This window comes from Paenibacillus sp. 7516 (genome assembly GCF_002272715.1).
In the GTDB taxonomy this organism is placed as follows: domain Bacteria; phylum Bacillota; class Bacilli; order Paenibacillales; family Paenibacillaceae; genus Paenibacillus; species Paenibacillus illinoisensis_A.
The window spans coordinates 846,988-867,034 of sequence record NZ_NPBI01000006.1 but is presented as its reverse complement, the minus strand read 5'-3'; the positions used below and the strand labels follow the sequence as shown (position 1 = coordinate 867,034).

Genomic DNA, 20,047 nt, shown 5'->3' with positions numbered 1-20,047 from the left:
GGTGGAGAGCATACATTACGAACATTTGCAGGAAACACTGTATTACGAAGTCATGGATAATGGGCTTCATGTCTATGTATTGCCTAAACCCGGATTCCAAAAAACGTTTGCCACGTTTGCAACCAAATACGGCTCTGTAGACAATCATTTTCAGGTGAAAGGTCATGAAGAAGTTCAGGTTCCCGACGGTATCGCTCATTTTCTGGAACATAAAATGTTTGAGGAGCCAACAGGTGATATTTTTGCAACTTTTGCCTCCAATGGAGCATCTGCCAATGCATTTACGAGTTTCGACCAGACCGTTTATTTGTTTTCTGCGACAGAACATGTGAATGAAAATATACAAACATTAGTCAATTTTGTGCAAAATCCTTATTTTACTGACCAGAATGTGGACAAGGAAAAAGGCATTATTGCACAAGAAATTAATATGTATGCCGATAATCCGGACTGGCGTGTGTATTTTGGATTGATTGAAGCAATGTACCAAAAACACCCAGTCCATATCGATATTGCGGGAACGGTGGAATCGATCGGCACGATAACCAAAGAGACGCTGTATACGTGTTACAATACGTTTTATCATCCAAGCAATATGCTTTTATTTGTTGTAGGTGGAGTAGAACCTCAAGAAGTCATGGATATGGTTCGTTCGAACCAGGCGGAGAAAAACTACGAACCTCAAGGTGAAATCAAACGCATATTTGAACAGGAGCCCGCTGGGGTCGTGGAGGCTAGGAGAGAAGCACGGCTCGCGGTTTCATTGCCTAAGTGTCTGTTTGGCTTTAAGGAAACGGATGTTGGATTTTCGGGGGAAGACCTGCTCCGGCGTGATATGACGACCAAGTTAATGCTGGATCTTCTGTTTGGCGCTAGCACGGCCCTATTTCAAAAACTGTATGACGAGGATCTCATCTCGGATAGCTTCGGACATGAATACATTAGTTCGCCGCAGTATGCATTCTCTGTTGTTGGTGGTGATACGAAAGACCCGGATCTATTGCTGGCCCGCATACGGGAAGAGGTTGATGTCATTGTTAAAAAGGGATTCGAAGCTTCGGACTTTGAGAGAGCACGCAAAAAGAAAATCGGGGGATATTTGCGCATGCTTAATTCACCGGAGAATATTGCTCATGAATTTACACGTGAGCAGTTCCGTGGCGGTGATTTTTTCAACATGGTTCCGATCTATGAATCCATCACACTGGAAGAAGTAAATCGCAGACTGGAAGAGCATATTCGCTGGGAACAGCTGGCTGTATCGCTTGTCGTGAGTCCGTAATATGGAGAGGGGAACAGGACAAATGAAGCCGATTGGAGACATGACAGTACTGGTTACTGGAGCAAGCGGAGGTATAGGAGCAGCTATTGCAGAACGATTTGCAATGGTCGGTATGAACGTGGTTATTCACTATATGAAATCCCATGAGGCAGCCAATGAAGCAGCGAGAAGGTGCATGGAAAAGGGCAGCGGCAAAGTCATGACGGTGTCTGCGGATCTCCGCAGCCGGGAACAGATTGAGCGTATGCGTGAAAAATTGGAGTCTCATGGATTAATGCCTGACATTCTGGTAAATAACGCAGGCATATCGCATTATGGGTTGTTGTCCGACGTGACGGAAGAAATATGGGATGAAGTAATGGCCATTAATTTGAAAGGCACATTTCTGTGTACTCAGATCATGATGCCTCACATGATTTCACAGCGTTACGGACGAATCATTAACGTATCCTCCATCTGGGGATTATCAGGTGCATCTTGTGAGGTACTGTACTCCACCACGAAAGGGGGAGTGAATGCCTTTACAAAAGCTCTTGCGAAAGAGCTTGCACCTTCCGGTGTTACTGTAAATGCAGTTGCCCCCGGAGCGGTTCAGACCTCCATGCTGAATCATCTGGATCAAGATGAACTGAAAATGCTGGAGGAGGAGATTCCAGCCGGGAGACTTGCTCAGCCTGATGAAATTTCCTCCCTTGTTTATTTTCTCGCACTGCCGGAATCCGGATATATTAACGGCCAGATCATTAGCCCGAATGGCGGCTGGCTTACCTGAAGAATGGCAGTTTGGTGGTTCACGGCTCGCTGGATGATTTATCCTGAATATTAATTGCTCGATAGGCACATATTACAACTGTTGATTTTAAATCTCATGCGACTGCTAAGGAGGATTTATCATGTCAACAGAAAAAACGGTGCTCAGCAGTTTTGACACATGGAAAAAGTTCTTGGGTGATCGCGTACAGCAAGCAGAGAAGATGGGGATGAGTGAAGATACCATCAACAAACTTGCGTATGAGATTGGTGACTTTCTGGATGAGAAAGTGGATCCAGCGAACCATTCCAACCGGGCATTGAAGGAAATATGGGATGTCGGCGATGCTGAAGAGCGTCGTACGATTGCGCGCCTGATGGTCAAATTGGCCAAACAAAACGCATAAGATCCACCGATGGAGAGCTCCCGCAAGGGGGCTTTTCTCTAATGATTACAGACCTGTTCTTGTAATTCATTTTCTTTTTATATATCATTAACGTGACCCATTTTTAGAAGATGTCTCAGTTCGGTGTCCTTCGGGCACGATCTGCTGCTGTCGAACAATGTGGAATATTGCATTACGGGGTGTTTAAATGGAATCTAAACAATGGTATATGGAATATAAAATACATAAGAACAGACCCGGTTTGCTTGGGGACATTGCCTCCATGCTGGGGATGCTTGAAGTAAATATATTGACCATTAATGGTGTTGAAGGCAAAACAAGAGGGATGCTGCTCGAATCCGACGACGATGAGAAGATTCGTTTGCTGGGTGAAATGCTTGCAAAAGTGAACAGCATTACGGTTTCCGCTCTGCGCCAACCCAAATTGGTCGACATCTTGGCTGTGCGTCATGGCCGGTACATTGACCGCGACTCGGACGATCGCAAAACTTTTCGTTTCACACGGGACGAACTTGGGTTACTTGTGGACTTTTTGGGTGAAGTATTTAAAAGGGAAGGCAATCAGGTGATTGGCCTTCGAGGCATGCCTCGTGTCGGAAAAACGGAATCCATTATCGCCGGTAGCGTCTGCGCGATGAAACGATGGACGTTTGTTTCGTCTACTTTGCTTCGTCAAACGATAAGGAGCCAGCTCTCCGAGGACGAGATGAACCCAAACAATGTCTTCATCATTGATGGTATTGTAAGTACGATTCGTTCCAGTGAACGGCATTATAATCTGTTGCAGGACATTATGACGATGCCGAGTACCAAGGTCATTGAGCATCCTGATATTTTTGTGCAGGAATCAGAATATGACTATAACGATTTTGATATCATTATTGAACTTCGCAACAATCCGAATGAGGAAATTATTTATGATACGTTTACGGCCAGTTACACCGACGAACTGTAATGCTCCGTACGGAATCATGGAATAGATAGCAACAACCAAAGAGAAAAAGATAAACATAAGGAGGAGATAGCATGTCTGAACTGGGTCAGCAGTTAAGAGAGGCCCGGCTGCAAAAAGGGATGAGTCTCGACGATGTACAGGAAATGACTAAAATTCGCAAGAGGTACTTGGAAGCAATAGAGGCTGGGGACTATAAGGTGCTTCCTGGCAGCTTCTATGTGCGAGCTTTCATTAAAACCTATGCGGAGACGGTGGGACTAAACCCTGATGAGCTGCTGGAGGGACATAAGAAAGATGTACCGGCAGAGGAAACGGAAGCAACCATGGAGCCCGTGATTCAAAAACGTTCGAGTCGACCTGTAGAGCGCAGCAATCGATGGATGTCAGTAGCGTTAATGTGGACATTTCCGATTCTGATTGTTGCCTTGCTGTACGTGTATGTGGTCATGAACAGAGATGATGCGGATACACAAGGCGTCGATCAAACCAAAATTACAGATAGTCAGCAAACGCCGAATGATCAACCGGATGAGACGACGGACAACGGTCAAGCTTCCACTCCACCGGATAACGAATCTGGAGGACAAGAAACCGGTCAGCCAGAAGGAGAAGCAGGCGGCAATGGTGGGGGTACCGACGTGACTGGTGAGGGTACCGAAGGTCAGACGGACGAACAAACCCCGGATGACACCGAAGATCAAGAGCCTGCAGATAATGCTGGGACTGTAACGGTTGCTGAAGATGGGAAATCTGGTAATATTACAAATTTCAAAGTAAACGGAAGTGCAGGTCAACCGGTTAAGGTCACCATTAATGCTTCAGGTCAGAGCTGGCTGGAAGTGTATAAAGGTGAAAATTCAAGCGGAGAAAAACTGCAATTTGGTATGACAGCTGATGGAGACAGTATGTCGTTTGATCTGGATGGTACCGGCTTGTACATTAAATCTGGATATGCTGCGGCTACGACCATTGAAGTTGGTGGTCAAGTAGTAACGGATGGCAAGGCCACCAACCGGATTCGTCTCCAATTGGGAGATGAGAGCACAGGTGCGTCTACCGGAACAAATGCGAACTCTGTCGAAGGCTCCGATGCAGGAACCGAAGGCTCTGCCACAGGCGGCGAATAAGGGCATTAACTGCGGGGGACAATAAGTTTGTCTTCACTAGCAGTTAACTTTCGGTAAAGCGAGGTGGATGGCTATGACAGTCAGCTGGATCGTCACAGGTTTAGGAATCATTGTCAGCCTCCTGGGTTACTATCTGACTCCAAGCGCTTGGGGTTACGGAATTTTGGGCTTCGGACTTGCGCACGTCATTCTGGGTGTGCTCGACATGTTCAGACAGCCCAACCGCAGCCGATATTAGATTGCTGTACGTTAAAGCATTTTTGGTTACTGCAAAAGCAGTGGCTGAAAATGCTTTTTCGTTTGTTTCCCCCTCAAAATTAGACTTTTCCGGGGCGAATCCTCTATAATGTTACACAGAACAAATGATTAATTGAAAGGGTGACCAGATTGAGTTCAGAAAATTCGTTCGACATCGTGTCCAAAATGGACTTGCAGGAATTAACGAATGCTGTTACACAGACGGAAAAGGAAATCAGCACACGTTACGATTTTAAAGGCAGCAAAAGCAGCTTGAAGCTGGACAAGGATGCATTGACAATTGTATCCGATGATGAGACCAAACTTAAGGCTGTCATTGATGTACTTCAATCCAAAATGGCCAAGCGGAATTTGCCGCTCAAGAACATTGATTATGGCAAAGTGGAGCCAGCTTCATCCGGGACAGTGCGCCAGCGTCTGAGTTTTAAGCAGGGGATTGACCAGGATATCGCGAAAAAGATCAATATTCTAATTCGTGATTCCAAAATGAAAGTGAAGAGCCAGATTCAAGGGGACCAGCTCCGGGTAACTGGTAAGAGTAAAAATGATTTGCAAGCGGTTATGCAGCTTTTGAATGGTGCCAATCTGCCTCTTGATTTGCAATATACCAATTTCAAATAAGTTTGTTACGTCCATTTTTGTTGTGAAAAACGTGTTTTGACACTGCAATTGGCGTATATTATACTAAGTGTGCATTGCTAGCAATCAAGCATAAAGCCCAGTCATCATCGTTTTGCTGACTTTGTGAAAAGCAGTACATCTTTTGGAGGTCGCCGGAACGTTTTAAACGATTTTGCGTTTGAACGGTTGACTTTATTTTTTGCGTTTTTACATATGAGATCAGTGGTGTACTCAGTGCATTTTACATGTTCACCTTCCGGATGATGGATACGGGATTAAGATGATTGTTTGAAGTATTGGAGGATAAGAGGGAGGGCGTCTTGTGAATTTACCCAACCGGATTACGCTTGCACGAATTTGCTTAATCCCTTTTTTAATGGTGTTTCTGCTCGTGGACTTTCCATTTTATCCGGAGCCTATGCAGATCGGAAGCTTATCGCTTCCGTATAATCAGCTGATCGCTGCCATTATCTTCATCATTGCAGCCAGTACGGATGGAATTGATGGATACCTGGCACGGAAAAACAATATGGTCACCAATTTGGGCAAGCTGCTCGACCCGCTGGCTGACAAGCTGTTAGTGACTGCAGTGCTCATTTCACTTGTTGAGATGGGTAAGCTGGACTCATGGATCGCTGTTGTCATTATCAGTCGGGAGTTTGCGGTGACCGGCCTTCGCCAAATTGCTCTGCTGGATGGATCGGTTGTTGCGGCCAGCAGCTGGGGCAAGCTGAAAACCGTAATACAGATCGTAGCCATCGTTTTGCTTCTGCTTAACAACTTCCCGTTCTCTTATACGGGGGTACACGTTGATGTTATAGCCGTTTGGGCTGCAGCGATTATTACGATCTGGTCTGGTATTGATTATTTCATCAAAAACAAAAATCTGCTTAATTTATCAAAAGCGTAAAAGTTTAAGGTAAAACGGGTAATTTATGAAGTACAGCTTGCGCAAAGGGCAATAGGAAAACATCCTATTGCCCTTTGATCACTCACATTGTGTACAGGAGGATGCTGAATGAAGGCAGAAATTATCGCAGTCGGAACAGAGTTGCTGCTCGGACAGATCGTAAATACGAATGCCAGATATTTATCCCGTGAATTGGCTGCTATCGGGATTGACGTTTATTTTCAAACTGTGGTAGGGGACAATCTGAATCGTCTCAGTGAAGCCATTCGAATTGCCCAAGGGCGAGCTGATGTCATTTTGTTCTCAGGCGGTATCGGACCTACGCAGGATGATCTAACCAAGGATGCCATAGCAGCAGTGTTGGGACGGAGCCTACATATTGATCGGATGGCAATGGATAAAATCGATAGCTTCTTCAGGGATCGCAATGTGGAGATGACCGAAAATAACCGGCGACAAGCCATCGTGATTGAAGGAGGGACCCCGCTGGCTAATGAAACAGGCCTTGCCGCGGGTAATGCCATCTCGGATAACGGGAAGCATTATATTATTATGCCCGGGCCGCCGAAAGAACTGATTCCCATGTTTGAGCAGGAGGTCAAACCCTGGTTGTTCCAACATGTTCTTACGAAAGAAATGCCAATTTATTCGAAGATGCTGAAATTTGCCGGGATCGGTGAGTCGGCATTGGAAGACCGTCTGCTTGATCTGATTGATAGCCAAACTGACCCTACGATTGCACCTTACGCAAGTGAGGGAGAAGTAACGATACGGGTGTCCACCAAGGCGCCGAGTGAGAATGAGGCCAAGCAGAAGCTGGATGCCATGGAGGTGCTCATTCGGGAACGGTTGCCTGAACACCTCTACGCGAACGAGGATGTTCCTATAGAGTACACTATTGTAACAATGATGGCTGATATGGGTCTGACCCTGAGCGCCGCTGAGAGCTGTACAGGAGGGCTTGTCATGCAGAGTCTGACTTCGGTCCCTGGCAGTGCTTCCATGCTCAAAGGCGGAATTGTATGTTATTCCAACGAGATAAAGGAAAAGCTGCTGAATGTTCCTCATGACTATCTGGAGGGTGAAGATGCTCCCGGGGCTGTGAGCCCTGAAGTTGCTAAAGTATTGGCTGAGCAGGTACGCATGATAGGCGATTCCGATTTTGGTCTGGCCGTTACAGGAGTAGCGGGTCCGGGTTACTCTGAGCGTAAGCCACCAGGTCTGGTTTTTATCGCTCTTGCTGAGCGGGGAAAAGAGACGGAGATTCATGAATTGCGTATCAACGGTAATCGGGAGACGGTCCGCATCCGTTCGACCAAGGCTATTTTATATCGCTTATGGCGCAAACTTGTTGCGATGGACTAGGTATACCTTGAATTGCTTTTACAGGGATAATCAAGTATAATCAAAGAAGACGGAAGAACCGTAGAATTAGGCATTTAGCCTTGTTTGCGGTTCTTTTTTCTGTTTCATTGCAAGTTTTGCCCAGGAAGAGGCGCCTCGGCCTTACAAAAAAAAACGAATGTATGTTCGAAAAAAAGCTTGGCAAACGTGTTAAAACAAGGTATCATTATCTTATAAACAGTAAAGGGTGTGAGCATATTGTCAGACCGTCGTGCCGCGCTTGATATGGCGCTCCGTCAAATAGAGAAGCAATTTGGTAAAGGATCTATCATGAAACTGGGTGAGTCAACTCACATGCAAGTGGAAATCATACCCAGCGGATCCTTGGCTCTGGATATAGCACTTGGAACAGGCGGCTTGCCTAAAGGCCGGATTGTTGAAATATATGGACCTGAATCTTCAGGTAAAACAACTGTAGCATTGCATGCGATTGCTGAAGTGCAAAAAGTCGGTGGACAAGCTGCATTTATCGATGCCGAGCATGCTCTTGATCCAACGTATGCTAGTAAACTGGGTGTTAACATTGATGAATTGCTTTTGTCCCAGCCGGATACGGGCGAACAAGCATTGGAAATTGCTGAAGCACTTGTGCGCAGTGGTGCTGTTGACATTATCGTTGTTGACTCTGTTGCTGCCTTGGTACCAAAAGCTGAGATCGAAGGCGAAATGGGGGATTCCCACGTTGGTTTGCAAGCACGTCTGATGTCTCAGGCGTTGCGTAAATTGTCTGGTGCAATCAGCAAATCCAAAACTATTGCCATCTTTATCAACCAGCTTCGTGAAAAAGTTGGCGTAATGTTTGGTAACCCTGAGACAACACCTGGTGGACGTGCCCTGAAATTTTACTCTACAGTTCGTTTGGATGTTCGCCGTATTGAGAGTATTAAATCAGGTAATGACATCATCGGGAACCGTACCCGTGTGAAGGTTGTCAAAAATAAAGTTGCACCACCGTTCAAACAAGCAGAAGTAGATATCATGTATGGTGAAGGTATCTCAAGAGAGGGCAGTATCATTGATATTGGTACAGAACTCGATATCGTTAATAAAAGTGGTGCTTGGTATTCTTACGAAGGCGAACGTCTGGGCCAAGGTCGTGAAAATGCGAAGCAGTTCATGAAAGAACATAAAGAGATCGCTCAAGTGATCGAGCAAAAAATTCGTGAAGCGAGTAATCTGACGACGGTAGTTCCAGCTCCAACGAGCGAAGATCAACAAAAAGAAGAAGCAGAAGAACAAGAATTGTTTGAGATTAACGAGTAATTCTTCCTGACCGGGAGGCCCAGAAGGCGTTCACTTACTGGACTTCCCGGATTGGGGTGAATTGTACCGATCCTGCTAGGGGAGACGGCGCGTGTTCTAGCGCTGTCTAACAGCTCCTGTCCATTGGACAGGAGCTGTTAGCACATTTATTGAGTGAGCTGGTGCCGGGTTGCAATCCCGGCTTTTTGCATTTTGGTCTGCAGTTTTCTTTAAGTAGATAGGTACTTCATAATCAGAAAGATAAAGAGTTGAACAAAAACCAAAAGGAGGGAGAGACCTGAATGGATCAACATGATGATGATTTGTACGAAACAGCAGAACTGGAGGGGATCTCCCAATTCCCGGATAACGAAGAACTTACCATTACACGGGTAGAACGAACAAAAAGCAGGCAGGCTCGGTACCGGATCACGTTCGGTATGTACTCGATTACGGTTCTGGAAGATGTAATGATCAAATATCGAATGACTCGGGGCAACACATTTGTGAAGAAAGATCTCGAAGAGATCATAGTAGCGGATGAGCGGCAGCAAACCTATGTTCAGGCATTGCGCTACTTAGAGCATAAACAGCGTACAAGGCATGAATTAAGCCAGCGACTTCGTCAGAAAGAGTTCGCCGCACCATTAATTGAAGAAGTGCTGGATCGGCTCGAGCAGGAGAAGCTTGTGGACGATGAAGGGTTTGCGAAGGAATGGACAAGGCAGCGTATGACAGGCCAGAGGAAGGGAAAACTGTGGATAAGGCAAGAGCTGCGTCAAAAGGGCATTGCCAATGAGCTCATCGTTGAAGCGCTTGAAGGCGTGGATGCGGATGTGGAGTTTGAGACAGCTTTGACCGCAGGGCGAAAGAAGTGGAACCAGGTCAAGGGGGACGTTGCAGAGAAGAAACGCAAAACGCTTCCCTTCTTGATGAGACGCGGTTTTCCTATGGATATGGTACGTAAAGTTGTGAATTGTTTAATTGAAGAAGATGAAGCCGAAGATTCTGAAGATGACGAGTTGTTACCATGGGATTAACAGAGACTACACAGTGTACTGCATTCTCTTGACAATTTCTTTCGTCAAATACTAAAATGGACATGAGTCTGTAAGAAATGGACAACCCTTTTTCCTTCCAAAAAAGCGGTTTCGGTTTCTTAGGATTTACCCTTCATGCTTATGGATTCGCTGAAGGCAGCGAATAGTACGTGGTAACATGTACACTTGAAATGAAAATCGGCGGGGGATCGCCGTAGGTATCGTTATTCCCAAACATATGTAAGTTTGAAAACAGCAAATTGACCCAAGGAGTGCCTTGGAGGAACCAACGAGGAGGTGAACAGTATGGACATTGCAATCACGATCGTTCTCGTTGTGGCCGCGCTCGTTATTGGGTTCGGAGTCGGATATTTTATTCGCAAATCTCTTGCAGAGGCTAAAATCTCCAGTGCGGAACAAGCTGCCGTACAGATTGTTGAGAACGCGAAGAAAGAGGCAGAAGCACAGAAGAAAGAGACGGTGCTGGAAGCGAAGGATGAGATTCATCGCATTCGGGCCGAAGCTGAAAAAGACACTCGTGAACGTCGGAATGAAATTCAACGACAAGAAAGACGATTGTTGCAAAAAGAAGAGTCGCTGGATAAAAAGATGGAATCACTCGAACGTAAAGAAGAGCAAGTGGCCAACAAAGAGAAACGTATTGATGAGACACAGCAGCAGATCGAAATGATCTACAAAAATCAGGTGACGGAGCTGGAGCGTATATCCAACCTCACCATGGAAGATGCACGCAGTATCATACTGTCCAACGTAGAACAGGAAGTTCGTCATGAGACGGCTCAAATGATCAAGGACATTGAACAGCAGGCGAAGGAAGAAGCGGACAAGAAATCCCGCGAAATTATTACCCTTGCCATTCAGCGTTGTGCGGCTGACCATGTGGCAGAGACAACCGTATCTGTTGTCACTTTGCCTAACGAAGAAATGAAAGGCCGGATTATCGGTCGTGAAGGACGTAACATCCGTGCACTTGAAACCCTTACGGGGATTGACCTTATTATCGATGATACGCCAGAAGCAGTTATTCTGTCGGGCTTTGACCCGATCCGTCGTGAGATTGCCCGTACTGCCCTCGAGAAATTGGTGGCTGACGGACGCATTCACCCGGCACGCATTGAAGAGATGGTGGAGAAATCCCGCAAAGAAGTGGACGAGCGCATCCGTGAATATGGTGAGCAAGCTACCTTTGAAGTGGGTGTACATGGTCTGCATCCGGATCTGATCAAAATACTGGGCCGGTTGAAGTTCCGTACAAGTTACGGTCAGAACGTCTTGAAGCATTCGATGGAGGTTGCTTATTTGGCTGGACTGATGGCTGGCGAACTCGGAGAAGACGTTACACTTGCAAGACGTGCAGGTCTACTGCATGACATCGGTAAAGCGCTGGATCACGAAGTGGAAGGATCACACGTTGAAATCGGCGTGGAGCTGGCGAAGAAATACAAAGAACATCCGGTAGTAATCAACAGTATCGCGTCCCATCACGGGGATTGCGAAGCAACTTCGGTCATTGCCATGCTGGTTGGTGCAGCAGATGCACTGTCTGCAGCAAGACCGGGTGCACGCCGCGAAACACTGGAGACGTATATCAAACGACTGGAGAAACTGGAAGAGATTTCGGAATCGTTCGAAGGTGTCGAGAAATCGTATGCCATTCAAGCTGGACGCGAAGTTCGCGTTATGGTGCAGCCTGAGAAAATCGACGATGCGGAAGCATTCCGTCTCGCACGTGACATCACGAAGATGATCGAGAATGAACTCGATTATCCGGGTCATATCAAAGTCACCGTCATCCGGGAAACCCGGGCGGTTGAATACGCTAAATAGAGCTTTACGGAAAAGTGGCCGCTGTAGTGGGCCACTTTTCCTGTTGAAAGCCCGCCAATGGGCTTAATAGGACGAACTAATGGGTTAGGGATGCCGCAAAGACTTGATGCTGGTTACACCAAGCTAAGCTTGCGGGGAATGAAGGAGGCAATGCAATGAAAGTGCTGTTTATCGGGGATATTGTGGGTAATGTAGGACGTAAGGCTTTGAAGGAGAACTTGCCATATCTGAAGACGAAATATAAACCACATGTGGTTATTGTAAATGGGGAAAATGCAGCAGCTGGCCGTGGAATCACGGGGGCTATTGCCAACGAATTTTTCAACTGGGGTGTGCACGGGATTACGCTTGGCAACCATACTTGGGACAATAAGGACATTTTTGATTTTATAGATGACGAACCACGCATGATCCGACCTGCCAACTTTCCACCAGGAACACCAGGCAGAGGATACACGGTGGTCAAAGGTGAAGGCAAGGAGCTGGCGATCGTGAATTTGCAGGGTCGTACGTTTTTGCCCGCACTTGATTGCCCATTCCGCGTTGCGGATGAGATTGTGGATGAACTGCGCCGGGATCATAAATGCATACTGGTCGATATGCATGCCGAGGCGACTTCCGAGAAAATTGCCATGGGCTGGCATCTGGATGGGCGTGCGTCACTGGTCGTAGGTACACATACACATGTACAAAGCAATGATGACCGTATTCTACCTGGTGGCACAGCATACTTGACGGATGCGGGCATGGTCGGGCCGCGTGATGGAATCCTCGGAATGGAGCGCGAAGCGGTACTGCGAAAATTTTACACCCAGCTGCCAGTACGTTTTGTAGTTGATGACGGCAAGTGGCATTTCCATGGTGTATTTGTTGAAATTAACGAGTCTACAGGTGCAGCAACCAAAATTGAAAAAATACGACTGATGGAAGACGAGTGGCGCATGGAATAGGGGTATTGCCCCATTTTGCAAGGAAACCCGTCTAAAAAGAAGGAATTTTTTTACCTCCCGCGAATAACATCTAGTAAGTGGAAACAAACATTCAACATTCCCAGGGAGGTACTTACCATGGAAGTATTAAAAGTTTCAGCAAAGTCCAATCCCAATTCCGTAGCCGGCGCACTTGCAGGAGTTCTTCGTGAACGTGGAAATGCTGAACTGCAGGCCATTGGAGCGGGAGCACTGAACCAAGCCATTAAAGCGGTAGCGATAGCCCGGGGATTTGTAGCACCAAGCGGAGTTGACTTGATTTGTATTCCAGCTTTTACAGACATTGTGATAGACGGTGAGGATCGAACGGCCATTAAGCTGATTGTGGAGCCCAGATAATACATGTGATTATGCATTGAACCTGTTTACAGAGTAGACAGGTTTTTTTGCATTCTGCCTATAGGCTAAATAAGAATAGGGATTACATAGGGAGGGTTAATCATGACCAAGTGGCAAGTAGCTGATTTTCACTGTGATGCGCTTAGCAAAATGTTGATGCAATCTGAGTTGTCCTTCGAAGATGGCGCAGCACTCGATGTCAATCTGGAGCGGATGAAGCAAGGGAATGTGGGGTTGCAGGCATTTGCCATTTACTTGCCTGAAGTACTCGGCAGGGGTAAGTTTGAACATGTGGTTGGTCAGCTGGAAGTATATCGCACACGTGTGGAGAAAAGCCCTGAACGGCTTGGGGGCGTAAACAAATTATTATGGCGGGAACAGGTTGGCGATGTCGGTCAAACGGATAATCCTTGGGGGCTGTTGACGCTGGAAGGGGTAGACGGACTCGAGGGGAACCTGTTTTATCTAGAGCTATGTTACCAAATGGGAGTAAGGATAGTAGGGCTCACCTGGAATTATGCCAACTGGGCAGCTGATGGTGTGTTGGAGAAGCGCGGAGCCGGATTGACCGAGAGGGGCAGGGAACTGGTCCGCCTTTGTAACCGGATTGGCATGCTGCTGGATGTGTCACATCTCACGGAGAAAGGATTCTGGGAGCTGGCTGAGCTGAGTGAGCGTCCGTTTATTGCTTCGCATTCCAACAGCTATACGGTTTGTCCGAATGTGCGTAATCTGAAGGATGACCAGATCCGGGCTATCATTGCACGGGAAGGGCGAATTGGGCTAACGTTTGTTCCCTGGTTTGTGAAGCAGGAGGGAGAAGTTAGAATCGAACATTTGCTGCCTCATATTGAACAGATCTGTTCGCTTGGCGGGGAGCAGCACCTGATGATGGGCTCGGATTTTGATGGAATTCCCACATACATTCAAGATCTTGAACACACAGGCCAATATCCGAGGCTGATCGAAACCCTTCTCCAACATTACGATGAGAAGCTGGTACGCTGCTGGCTTTGGGATAATGCTATGAGTTATCTTGGGAAACATCTGCCTGAAGGGAATTTGTAATAAATACCAATTACAGCAGCGAAAGCACAGCAATGAATACAGATTGTTTTACAGAATAAGGATATTATTGATTCTGAAATAAGTGTATTTCATGAATTTTCACCAGTTCGTTTTCATTTCACGTCAAAAAGGGGTATAATACCATTGGATTGTTAAGAGCCTAATCGTAGGCCACAGATAAACAAGGAGTGAAATTCACGATGAGTAAAACAGTACCTGTGGGCGTATCTGCCCGTCACATTCATGTATCCCAAGAGCACGTTGAAATTTTGTTTGGTAAAGGCTACGAATTGACTGAGTTTAAACCTCTGTCCCAACCTGGTCAATATGCTGCGAACGAAACAGTAGCAGTCATCGGTTCCAAAGGACAGTTTGATAAAGTGCGTATCCTTGGACCTGTGCGTCCTGAGACACAACTGGAAATCTCGATGACAGACTCTTTCGCCATTGGCGTTAAGGCACCTGTTCGTGAGTCCGGAAGCATTGAAGGTACACCTGGCATTACGATCAAAGGGCCGGCTGGTGAAGTTACGATCGATAAAGGTGTTATCGTTGCTGCCCGTCATATCCACTTCCATACTTCTGATGCTGCCAAATGGGGTATCGAAGACAAACAAATGCTGAAAGTTCGCCTCGGCGGAGATCGTGGTCTGGTACTTGAAAATGTACTGGCTCGTGTATCCGACTCTTTCGCATTGGACATGCATATTGACACAGATGAAGCTAATGCTGCTGGAGCTCGTAACGGCGACACTGCTGAAATCATCGACTAATCAAATGAACCGACATTCAACTGAGTTTTCTTCGGTTGGAGCAACTTAAAAAACCTGAGTACATCCTGGTAAGCTGTTTTACACAGCGAAGGGATTTGTGCTCGGGTTTTTGTGTATTTTGCGTCACGTATAACGCAGAGTTTGTATGGTAGGATTGTTAAATCAATAGCGGCTTGGAATGTGGAATTACAGCCCAGTTCATGTTATAATTTGATGTAATGCTCTTTTGGTGCAGATTGCATGAAATCGATAAGGATCCAAGAGAGATAACGAAGTCAGAAATATGAGATGGTGACTTTTTGCAGAGGTTGCTGCTCATATCGAACGTATATACAACTGCCTGATGCAGCGTGTTGTCTTAAGAACTTGAAACTTTTATTAATAGAGGCTGTAAGGAGTGACCGAAGGAAATGGCTAAAGACTCAAAAAAGGATTACTCCCAGTATTTTGATTTCTCCGATGCCAAAGTAATTTCGCAAGATGAATTCAGCAAAAAGATTCGAATTCGGGGCCGTGAGATCAACATCAAGTCGGAGCCTAATCATCGTCAGGAGAAACAACGGGGTAAGGAAGACGTTCAGGTGCTCTATGAGAATGCAGTACCGGACGAACTGAAAACGATTGGTAAAGGCAAACACTATATCGTATACACGTACGGCTGTCAGATGAACGAGCATGATTCCGAGACCATTAAGGGACTCCTGGAATCCATGGGTTATCAGGCAACCGAGGACCGCAAAGAGGCGGACATTATATTGCTGAACACATGTGCCATCCGTGAAAATGCGGAAGATAAGGTGTTTGGTGAGCTGGGTCACCTCAAAACGCTGAAGACGGAGCGTCCAGGACTGCTGCTTGGCGTATGCGGGTGCATGTCTCAGGAAGAAGGTGTCGTGAACCGGATCATGCAAAAGCATGGCTTTGTGGATATGATCTTTGGCACGCATAACGTTCACCGATTGCCGCATCTGATTCAGGAAGCACTCTTCAGCAAGGAAATGGTTGTTGAGGTTTGGTCCAAGGAAGGCGACATTATCGAGAACCTGCCGAAGAAACGTGAAGGCATGCGCGGCTGGGTGAATATCATGTATGGCTGTGACAAATTCTGTACATATTGCATCGTTCCGTTTACACGGGGCAAAGAGCGCAGTCGCAGACCGGAAGATGTAATCGCCGAGGTTCGTGAGCTGGCAAGACAGGGATTCAAGGAAATTACATTGCTTGGACAGAATGTGAATGCTTATGGCAAGGATTTTACGGATCTGAAATACAGCTTCGGTGACCTGATGGACGATATTCGCAAAATCAACATTCCGCGTGTACGGTTTACAACCAGTCATCCACGGGATTTCGATGATCGACTGATTGAAGTGCTTGCCAAGGGCGGAAACCTGGTGGAACATATCCACCTCCCAGTACAGTCTGGCAGCACAGAAGTGCTGAAGCGCATGAGCCGTAAGTACAGCCGTGAACACTATCTCCAGCTGGCGGATAAGATTAAGAGAGCCATCCCTAATGTCGTTCTGACCACGGACATTATCGTTGGTTTCCCAGGTGAGACAGATGAGCAGTTCGAAGACACGTTGTCACTGGTGCGCGAAGTAGGGTATGACTTTGCTTATACCTTTATCTATTCTCCTCGCGAAGGTACGCCTGCTGCGGTGATGGAGGATAACGTGCCGATGGAAGTAAAGAAGGAACGTTTGAAACGCCTGAATGAAACCATCAACGAATACAGCCACAGAAGCAATGAACAGCAGCGTGGCAAGATCGTTGAAGTGCTCGTCGAGGGCGAGAGCAAGCGGAATTCCAACGTTCTTGCAGGACGTACACGCAGTAATAAGCTGGTACATTTCGAAGGACCCAAAGAATTGATTGGTACATTTGTGAACGTGGAAATTACCGATCCGATGACTTTTTATATCCGTGGCAACCTGCTCACCGAGCCGGTAGCCGCTAATCAGTAATACACAACACAACCGAATAAGATGAATTAGTGTGGTTTGATATTGGGTTTTGGACGTTACAGCGAAAGTAGCGCAGGGGACGGAATCGATTCTGTAGAAGCGGTAGCGTTCGCCTTTGTCCCGTAGTTCTAACATTTGATAAATTTAATCAGGGAAACTTGGGGACAACAGCGATCGGAAGAACGATCCGTAACCGTAGCGGTAATTAGCCGACGTTTGGAGCTAATATTGCTAGGAATTCATCTTATAATATCTCATAGAAATGGAGCGATTTCAGTGGCGCAGGAAGAAGAAGTGCAGTACAACCATTATGGAATGCCTACCTACGATACGCGCAATCTGGTCATACGCGACGACATTATGGGAAAAGCCAAAGAATTGGCTGATATGCTCGGCACAAGCGAGGAAGTAAGACATTTCCAACAGGCTGAGTCCAAAATTCGCGATCATGAGCGTATCCAGCAATTGATTGCAACAATCAAGAAGAAACAGAAGGAGATCGTTGCCTTCGAAAGCTTCAAAAATGCAGAGATGGTCAGCAAAATTGAACAGGAAATTGAAGAATTGCAGGATGAGCTGGACAGCATCCCATTGGTAACCGAGTTCCAGCAGAGCCAAAGCGATATCAACTACCTGCTTCAACTTGTCATCTCTGTCATTCGGGATACCGTTTCCGAAAAAGTGAATGTGGAGGCAGGCACGGATTCACCTCCGACCAGCTGCGGTTAATGGACAAGAAGGGTGCGGACGCGGTCCGTGCCTTTTTTGACTTATAGGAACAGGGAGCTAACACAATCGATCTTGAAATACATTTCGAAGGAGCTCCACGCAGTGGGGTTCTTTTGTGCGTGTATGCTGACGAACGCCATACAGGAATAAGACCAGGCTGGCAAGAGCAGGCTTATTAGTAATGATCAACGGTATGAATATGAATGAGATAGCATCCGAGAGTCAGCAGCAAGATTACAAGTACAATGAAAAATATAGACAACTTAGTCGATAACATTAATGTGCAACAAAGGGGAAATGGAAAATGGATATTTTGGATAAAATGGTCGAAGAGGGCAATGAACGATTCTGGGGGTTCCTGGGTTGTCGTTATATCAAAGGGGATGAAAAGGAAGTACAGATCGCATTAACGGCTGGCGAACATCATACGAATTCGATGGGGATTATTCACGGCGGAGTGCTTACTTCCCTGATGGATCAAGCGATGGGGATGGTAGCGACAGCAGCGATGGCCGTGGACAGCTGCGTGACGACCAATCTAAATGTACATTTTCTGGCACCGATGAAACAGGGGGAGTTAATGGTGACAGCAACGGTGCTGCACCAAGCCGGACGGAGCCTCACCGCCCAAGCGGAAATTCGTGATGTATCAGGTACATTAGGATGTATGGCAACAGCCACGTTCCGTGTGGCACGATCAAAAACGCCAAGTACAGAATCCAAAGGTTGACAAACGATATTATTATGTCATAATGAGATTATCAAAATGAAAGTAGTCGGTGGTGCCCATGAGCGAAAACTACGAACACGTCAATGAAGAGAACGATGAACAGGCAGCACTTGCCTATAGTTCCAAGAAATATCGTACCCCCGATGGCGTTCCTGCGGATATCGTGATGTTCACCTTAACCAAGAGAGAACGCAAGACGGTAACCAAGACACTTCCCATTCGTGAACTAAAAGTGATGCTGATCAAGCGCAAAGGCTGGCCTTTTGCAGGTCGCTGGGCTTTGCCCGGTGGATTCTGTCAGGAAAATGAGTCCATCTATGATGCTGCTAAGCGGGAGCTAATGGAGGAGACCGGTGTCGACGGCGGACATCTGGAATATTTAAATGTATATAGTCAACCCGGGCGTGATCCGAGGGGATGGATTATCTCCCATGCGTTTTTCGCGCTTGTAGAAGAATGGATGCTGGAACATCGCCAGGCGGCTGATGATGCTGAAGATGTGGGCCTGTTTACCATACAGGAAGCATTGCAGGAGCTGGAGCTTGCCTTTGATCACCGGACAATCATTGAGGATGCATATCGCCGCATACAGCAGCAGATGCTGGAAACAACGATTGCAAGACAGTTTCTGCCTCGTGATTTTACGTTAAGCGAATTGTACCAGGTGATTCAGAGTGTGGTACCTGATTTTGAAGAACCAAACTTCATTCGGAAAATCACTTCCACTCGCAGTCGAAAAGGGATTGTGGAAGAGGTACGAGACGAAGAAGGGAACCTGCTAAGTTCCAACCAGTACTCACAGCGTCCGGCACAGCTTTATCGTTTCACGGAACTTGTACCCCGTCTGTCGATATATACTTAATTTCGGAAGTTTATCATTAAGGAGTGTATCTGGATCAACCCAACCTATTCTCAAAAGGGAGTGTGGACGATGAAAGCACTGATTGTGATTGATTTTACCCGTGATTTCGTAGACGGATCCTTGCCTGTAGGCCAGCCCGCGGTAGAGATTGAGGAGACAGTTGCCGCGATAACGGAAGCATATTGTAATAATAAGCATGAAGTCATCATGGCAGTTGATCTGCATGAAGAGAGTGATCCGTACCATCCGGAAACGGCTCTTTTCCCGCCGCATAATGTTAGAGGGACTGAAGGAAGGCAGCTATATGGCCGTCTGGCACAGGTGATGCAGGAACGTCATGAAGATATTCGGTGGATGGACAAAACAAGATACAGCGCATTCTGTGGTACAGACCTGGAACTCAGGCTGCGTGAACGCGGGATTACAGACATCTCACTAATCGGGGTATGTACGGATATTTGCGTCCTGCATACGGCAGTGGATGCGTACAACAAAGGTTTTCACATAACGGTGTATGAAGATGCCGTTGCCAGCTTCAACCCGGCGGGACATGAATGGGCACTCGGACATTTTCAGTCAAGCCTTGGGGCTCAGGTCATCAAGGCCAGTGAGACCGTACTTGCAAGGACTTAGCCTGGCGTTCAGTGATGGTGTTAATAAAATAATGAGCAGGGAATAATCTGGAGACTCGTATCCTTACACATGTTCAGAAACAAACGTAAGGAGTCTCCACATGTTGACCCGAG

At 46.6% G+C, this 20,047-nt stretch carries 21 protein-coding genes; all 21 read left to right on the top strand.

Annotated elements, in window-relative coordinates; genetic code table 11:
• Position 1: 1 nt before the first annotated feature.
• The 21 genes from yfmH to CHI14_RS07140 all read left to right on the top strand — a co-directional run bounded on the left by yfmH (position 2) and on the right by CHI14_RS07140 (position 19,934).
• Positions 2-1,282, top strand: a complete 1,281-nt coding sequence (gene yfmH / locus CHI14_RS07235) for an EF-P 5-aminopentanol modification-associated protein YfmH (protein ID WP_095287793.1) — start codon at positions 2-4, stop codon at positions 1,280-1,282.
• 22 nt (positions 1,283-1,304) lie between these two features.
• Positions 1,305-2,054, top strand: a complete 750-nt coding sequence (gene ymfI / locus CHI14_RS07230) for an elongation factor P 5-aminopentanone reductase (protein WP_426640577.1) — start codon at positions 1,305-1,307, stop codon at positions 2,052-2,054.
• Positions 2,055-2,175: 121 nt separating this feature from the next.
• A complete protein-coding gene (locus CHI14_RS07225) occupies positions 2,176-2,439 on the top strand; it encodes a DUF3243 domain-containing protein (protein ID WP_095287701.1) in 264 nt (87 codons plus the stop codon).
• Positions 2,440-2,626: 187 nt separating this feature from the next.
• A complete protein-coding gene (locus tag CHI14_RS07220; RefSeq protein WP_095287700.1) occupies positions 2,627-3,394 on the top strand; it encodes a DUF3388 domain-containing protein in 768 nt (255 codons plus the stop codon).
• A 71-nt stretch (positions 3,395-3,465) separates the two neighbouring features.
• The gene (locus tag CHI14_RS07215; RefSeq protein ID WP_095287699.1) at positions 3,466-4,521 is read left to right on the top strand and encodes a helix-turn-helix domain-containing protein; all 1,056 of its coding nucleotides are present in this window, start codon (positions 3,466-3,468) and stop codon (positions 4,519-4,521) included.
• Between the two features lie 73 nt (positions 4,522-4,594).
• Positions 4,595-4,759 (top strand): hypothetical protein, encoded by a 165-nt coding sequence (locus CHI14_RS29895; RefSeq protein ID WP_164848671.1) that lies wholly within the window; start codon positions 4,595-4,597, stop codon positions 4,757-4,759.
• Positions 4,760-4,908: 149 nt separating this feature from the next.
• A complete protein-coding gene (locus CHI14_RS07210) occupies positions 4,909-5,400 on the top strand; it encodes a YajQ family cyclic di-GMP-binding protein (protein ID WP_095287698.1) in 492 nt (163 codons plus the stop codon).
• A 322-nt stretch (positions 5,401-5,722) separates the two neighbouring features.
• On the top strand, positions 5,723-6,310 hold the full coding sequence (pgsA, locus tag CHI14_RS07205) for a CDP-diacylglycerol--glycerol-3-phosphate 3-phosphatidyltransferase (RefSeq protein WP_095287697.1): 588 nt from the start codon (positions 5,723-5,725) through the stop codon (positions 6,308-6,310).
• Positions 6,311-6,418: 108 nt separating this feature from the next.
• On the top strand, positions 6,419-7,675 hold the full coding sequence (locus CHI14_RS07200) for a competence/damage-inducible protein A (RefSeq protein ID WP_095287696.1): 1,257 nt from the start codon (positions 6,419-6,421) through the stop codon (positions 7,673-7,675).
• Between the two features lie 237 nt (positions 7,676-7,912).
• Entirely contained in the window at positions 7,913-8,977 is a 1,065-nt protein-coding gene (gene recA, locus CHI14_RS07195) for a recombinase RecA (RefSeq protein ID WP_095287695.1), read from the top strand.
• A 281-nt stretch (positions 8,978-9,258) separates the two neighbouring features.
• Positions 9,259-9,996, top strand: coding sequence for a regulatory protein RecX (locus tag CHI14_RS07190; protein ID WP_095287694.1), 738 nt, complete (start codon positions 9,259-9,261; stop codon positions 9,994-9,996).
• A 306-nt stretch (positions 9,997-10,302) separates the two neighbouring features.
• Positions 10,303-11,844 carry a ribonuclease Y gene (rny, locus tag CHI14_RS07185; RefSeq protein WP_095287693.1) on the top strand — a complete coding sequence of 514 codons (1,542 nt, stop codon included), beginning with the start codon at positions 10,303-10,305 and terminating at the stop codon, positions 11,842-11,844.
• Between the two features lie 155 nt (positions 11,845-11,999).
• The gene (locus tag CHI14_RS07180; RefSeq protein WP_095287692.1) at positions 12,000-12,794 is read left to right on the top strand and encodes a TIGR00282 family metallophosphoesterase; all 795 of its coding nucleotides are present in this window, start codon (positions 12,000-12,002) and stop codon (positions 12,792-12,794) included.
• Positions 12,795-12,911: 117 nt separating this feature from the next.
• Entirely contained in the window at positions 12,912-13,172 is a 261-nt protein-coding gene (locus CHI14_RS07175; protein WP_019005392.1) for a stage V sporulation protein S, read from the top strand.
• A gap of 102 nt (positions 13,173-13,274) precedes the next feature.
• Positions 13,275-14,240 carry a dipeptidase gene (locus tag CHI14_RS07170; protein WP_095287691.1) on the top strand — a complete coding sequence of 322 codons (966 nt, stop codon included), beginning with the start codon at positions 13,275-13,277 and terminating at the stop codon, positions 14,238-14,240.
• Positions 14,241-14,440: 200 nt separating this feature from the next.
• Positions 14,441-15,013 (top strand): phosphate propanoyltransferase, encoded by a 573-nt coding sequence (gene pduL, locus CHI14_RS07165; protein ID WP_017689107.1) that lies wholly within the window; start codon positions 14,441-14,443, stop codon positions 15,011-15,013.
• 410 nt (positions 15,014-15,423) lie between these two features.
• Entirely contained in the window at positions 15,424-16,980 is a 1,557-nt protein-coding gene (miaB, locus tag CHI14_RS07160) for a tRNA (N6-isopentenyl adenosine(37)-C2)-methylthiotransferase MiaB (protein ID WP_095287690.1), read from the top strand.
• Positions 16,981-17,295: 315 nt separating this feature from the next.
• The gene (locus tag CHI14_RS07155; protein WP_095287792.1) at positions 17,296-17,709 is read left to right on the top strand and encodes a YlbF/YmcA family competence regulator; all 414 of its coding nucleotides are present in this window, start codon (positions 17,296-17,298) and stop codon (positions 17,707-17,709) included.
• A 304-nt stretch (positions 17,710-18,013) separates the two neighbouring features.
• A complete protein-coding gene (locus CHI14_RS07150) occupies positions 18,014-18,439 on the top strand; it encodes a PaaI family thioesterase (RefSeq protein ID WP_095287689.1) in 426 nt (141 codons plus the stop codon).
• 58 nt (positions 18,440-18,497) lie between these two features.
• Positions 18,498-19,301, top strand: a complete 804-nt coding sequence (locus CHI14_RS07145) for an NUDIX hydrolase (protein WP_095287688.1) — start codon at positions 18,498-18,500, stop codon at positions 19,299-19,301.
• Positions 19,302-19,370: 69 nt separating this feature from the next.
• A complete protein-coding gene (locus CHI14_RS07140; RefSeq protein ID WP_095287687.1) occupies positions 19,371-19,934 on the top strand; it encodes a cysteine hydrolase family protein in 564 nt (187 codons plus the stop codon).
• The last annotated feature ends 113 nt before the right edge of the window (positions 19,935-20,047 follow it).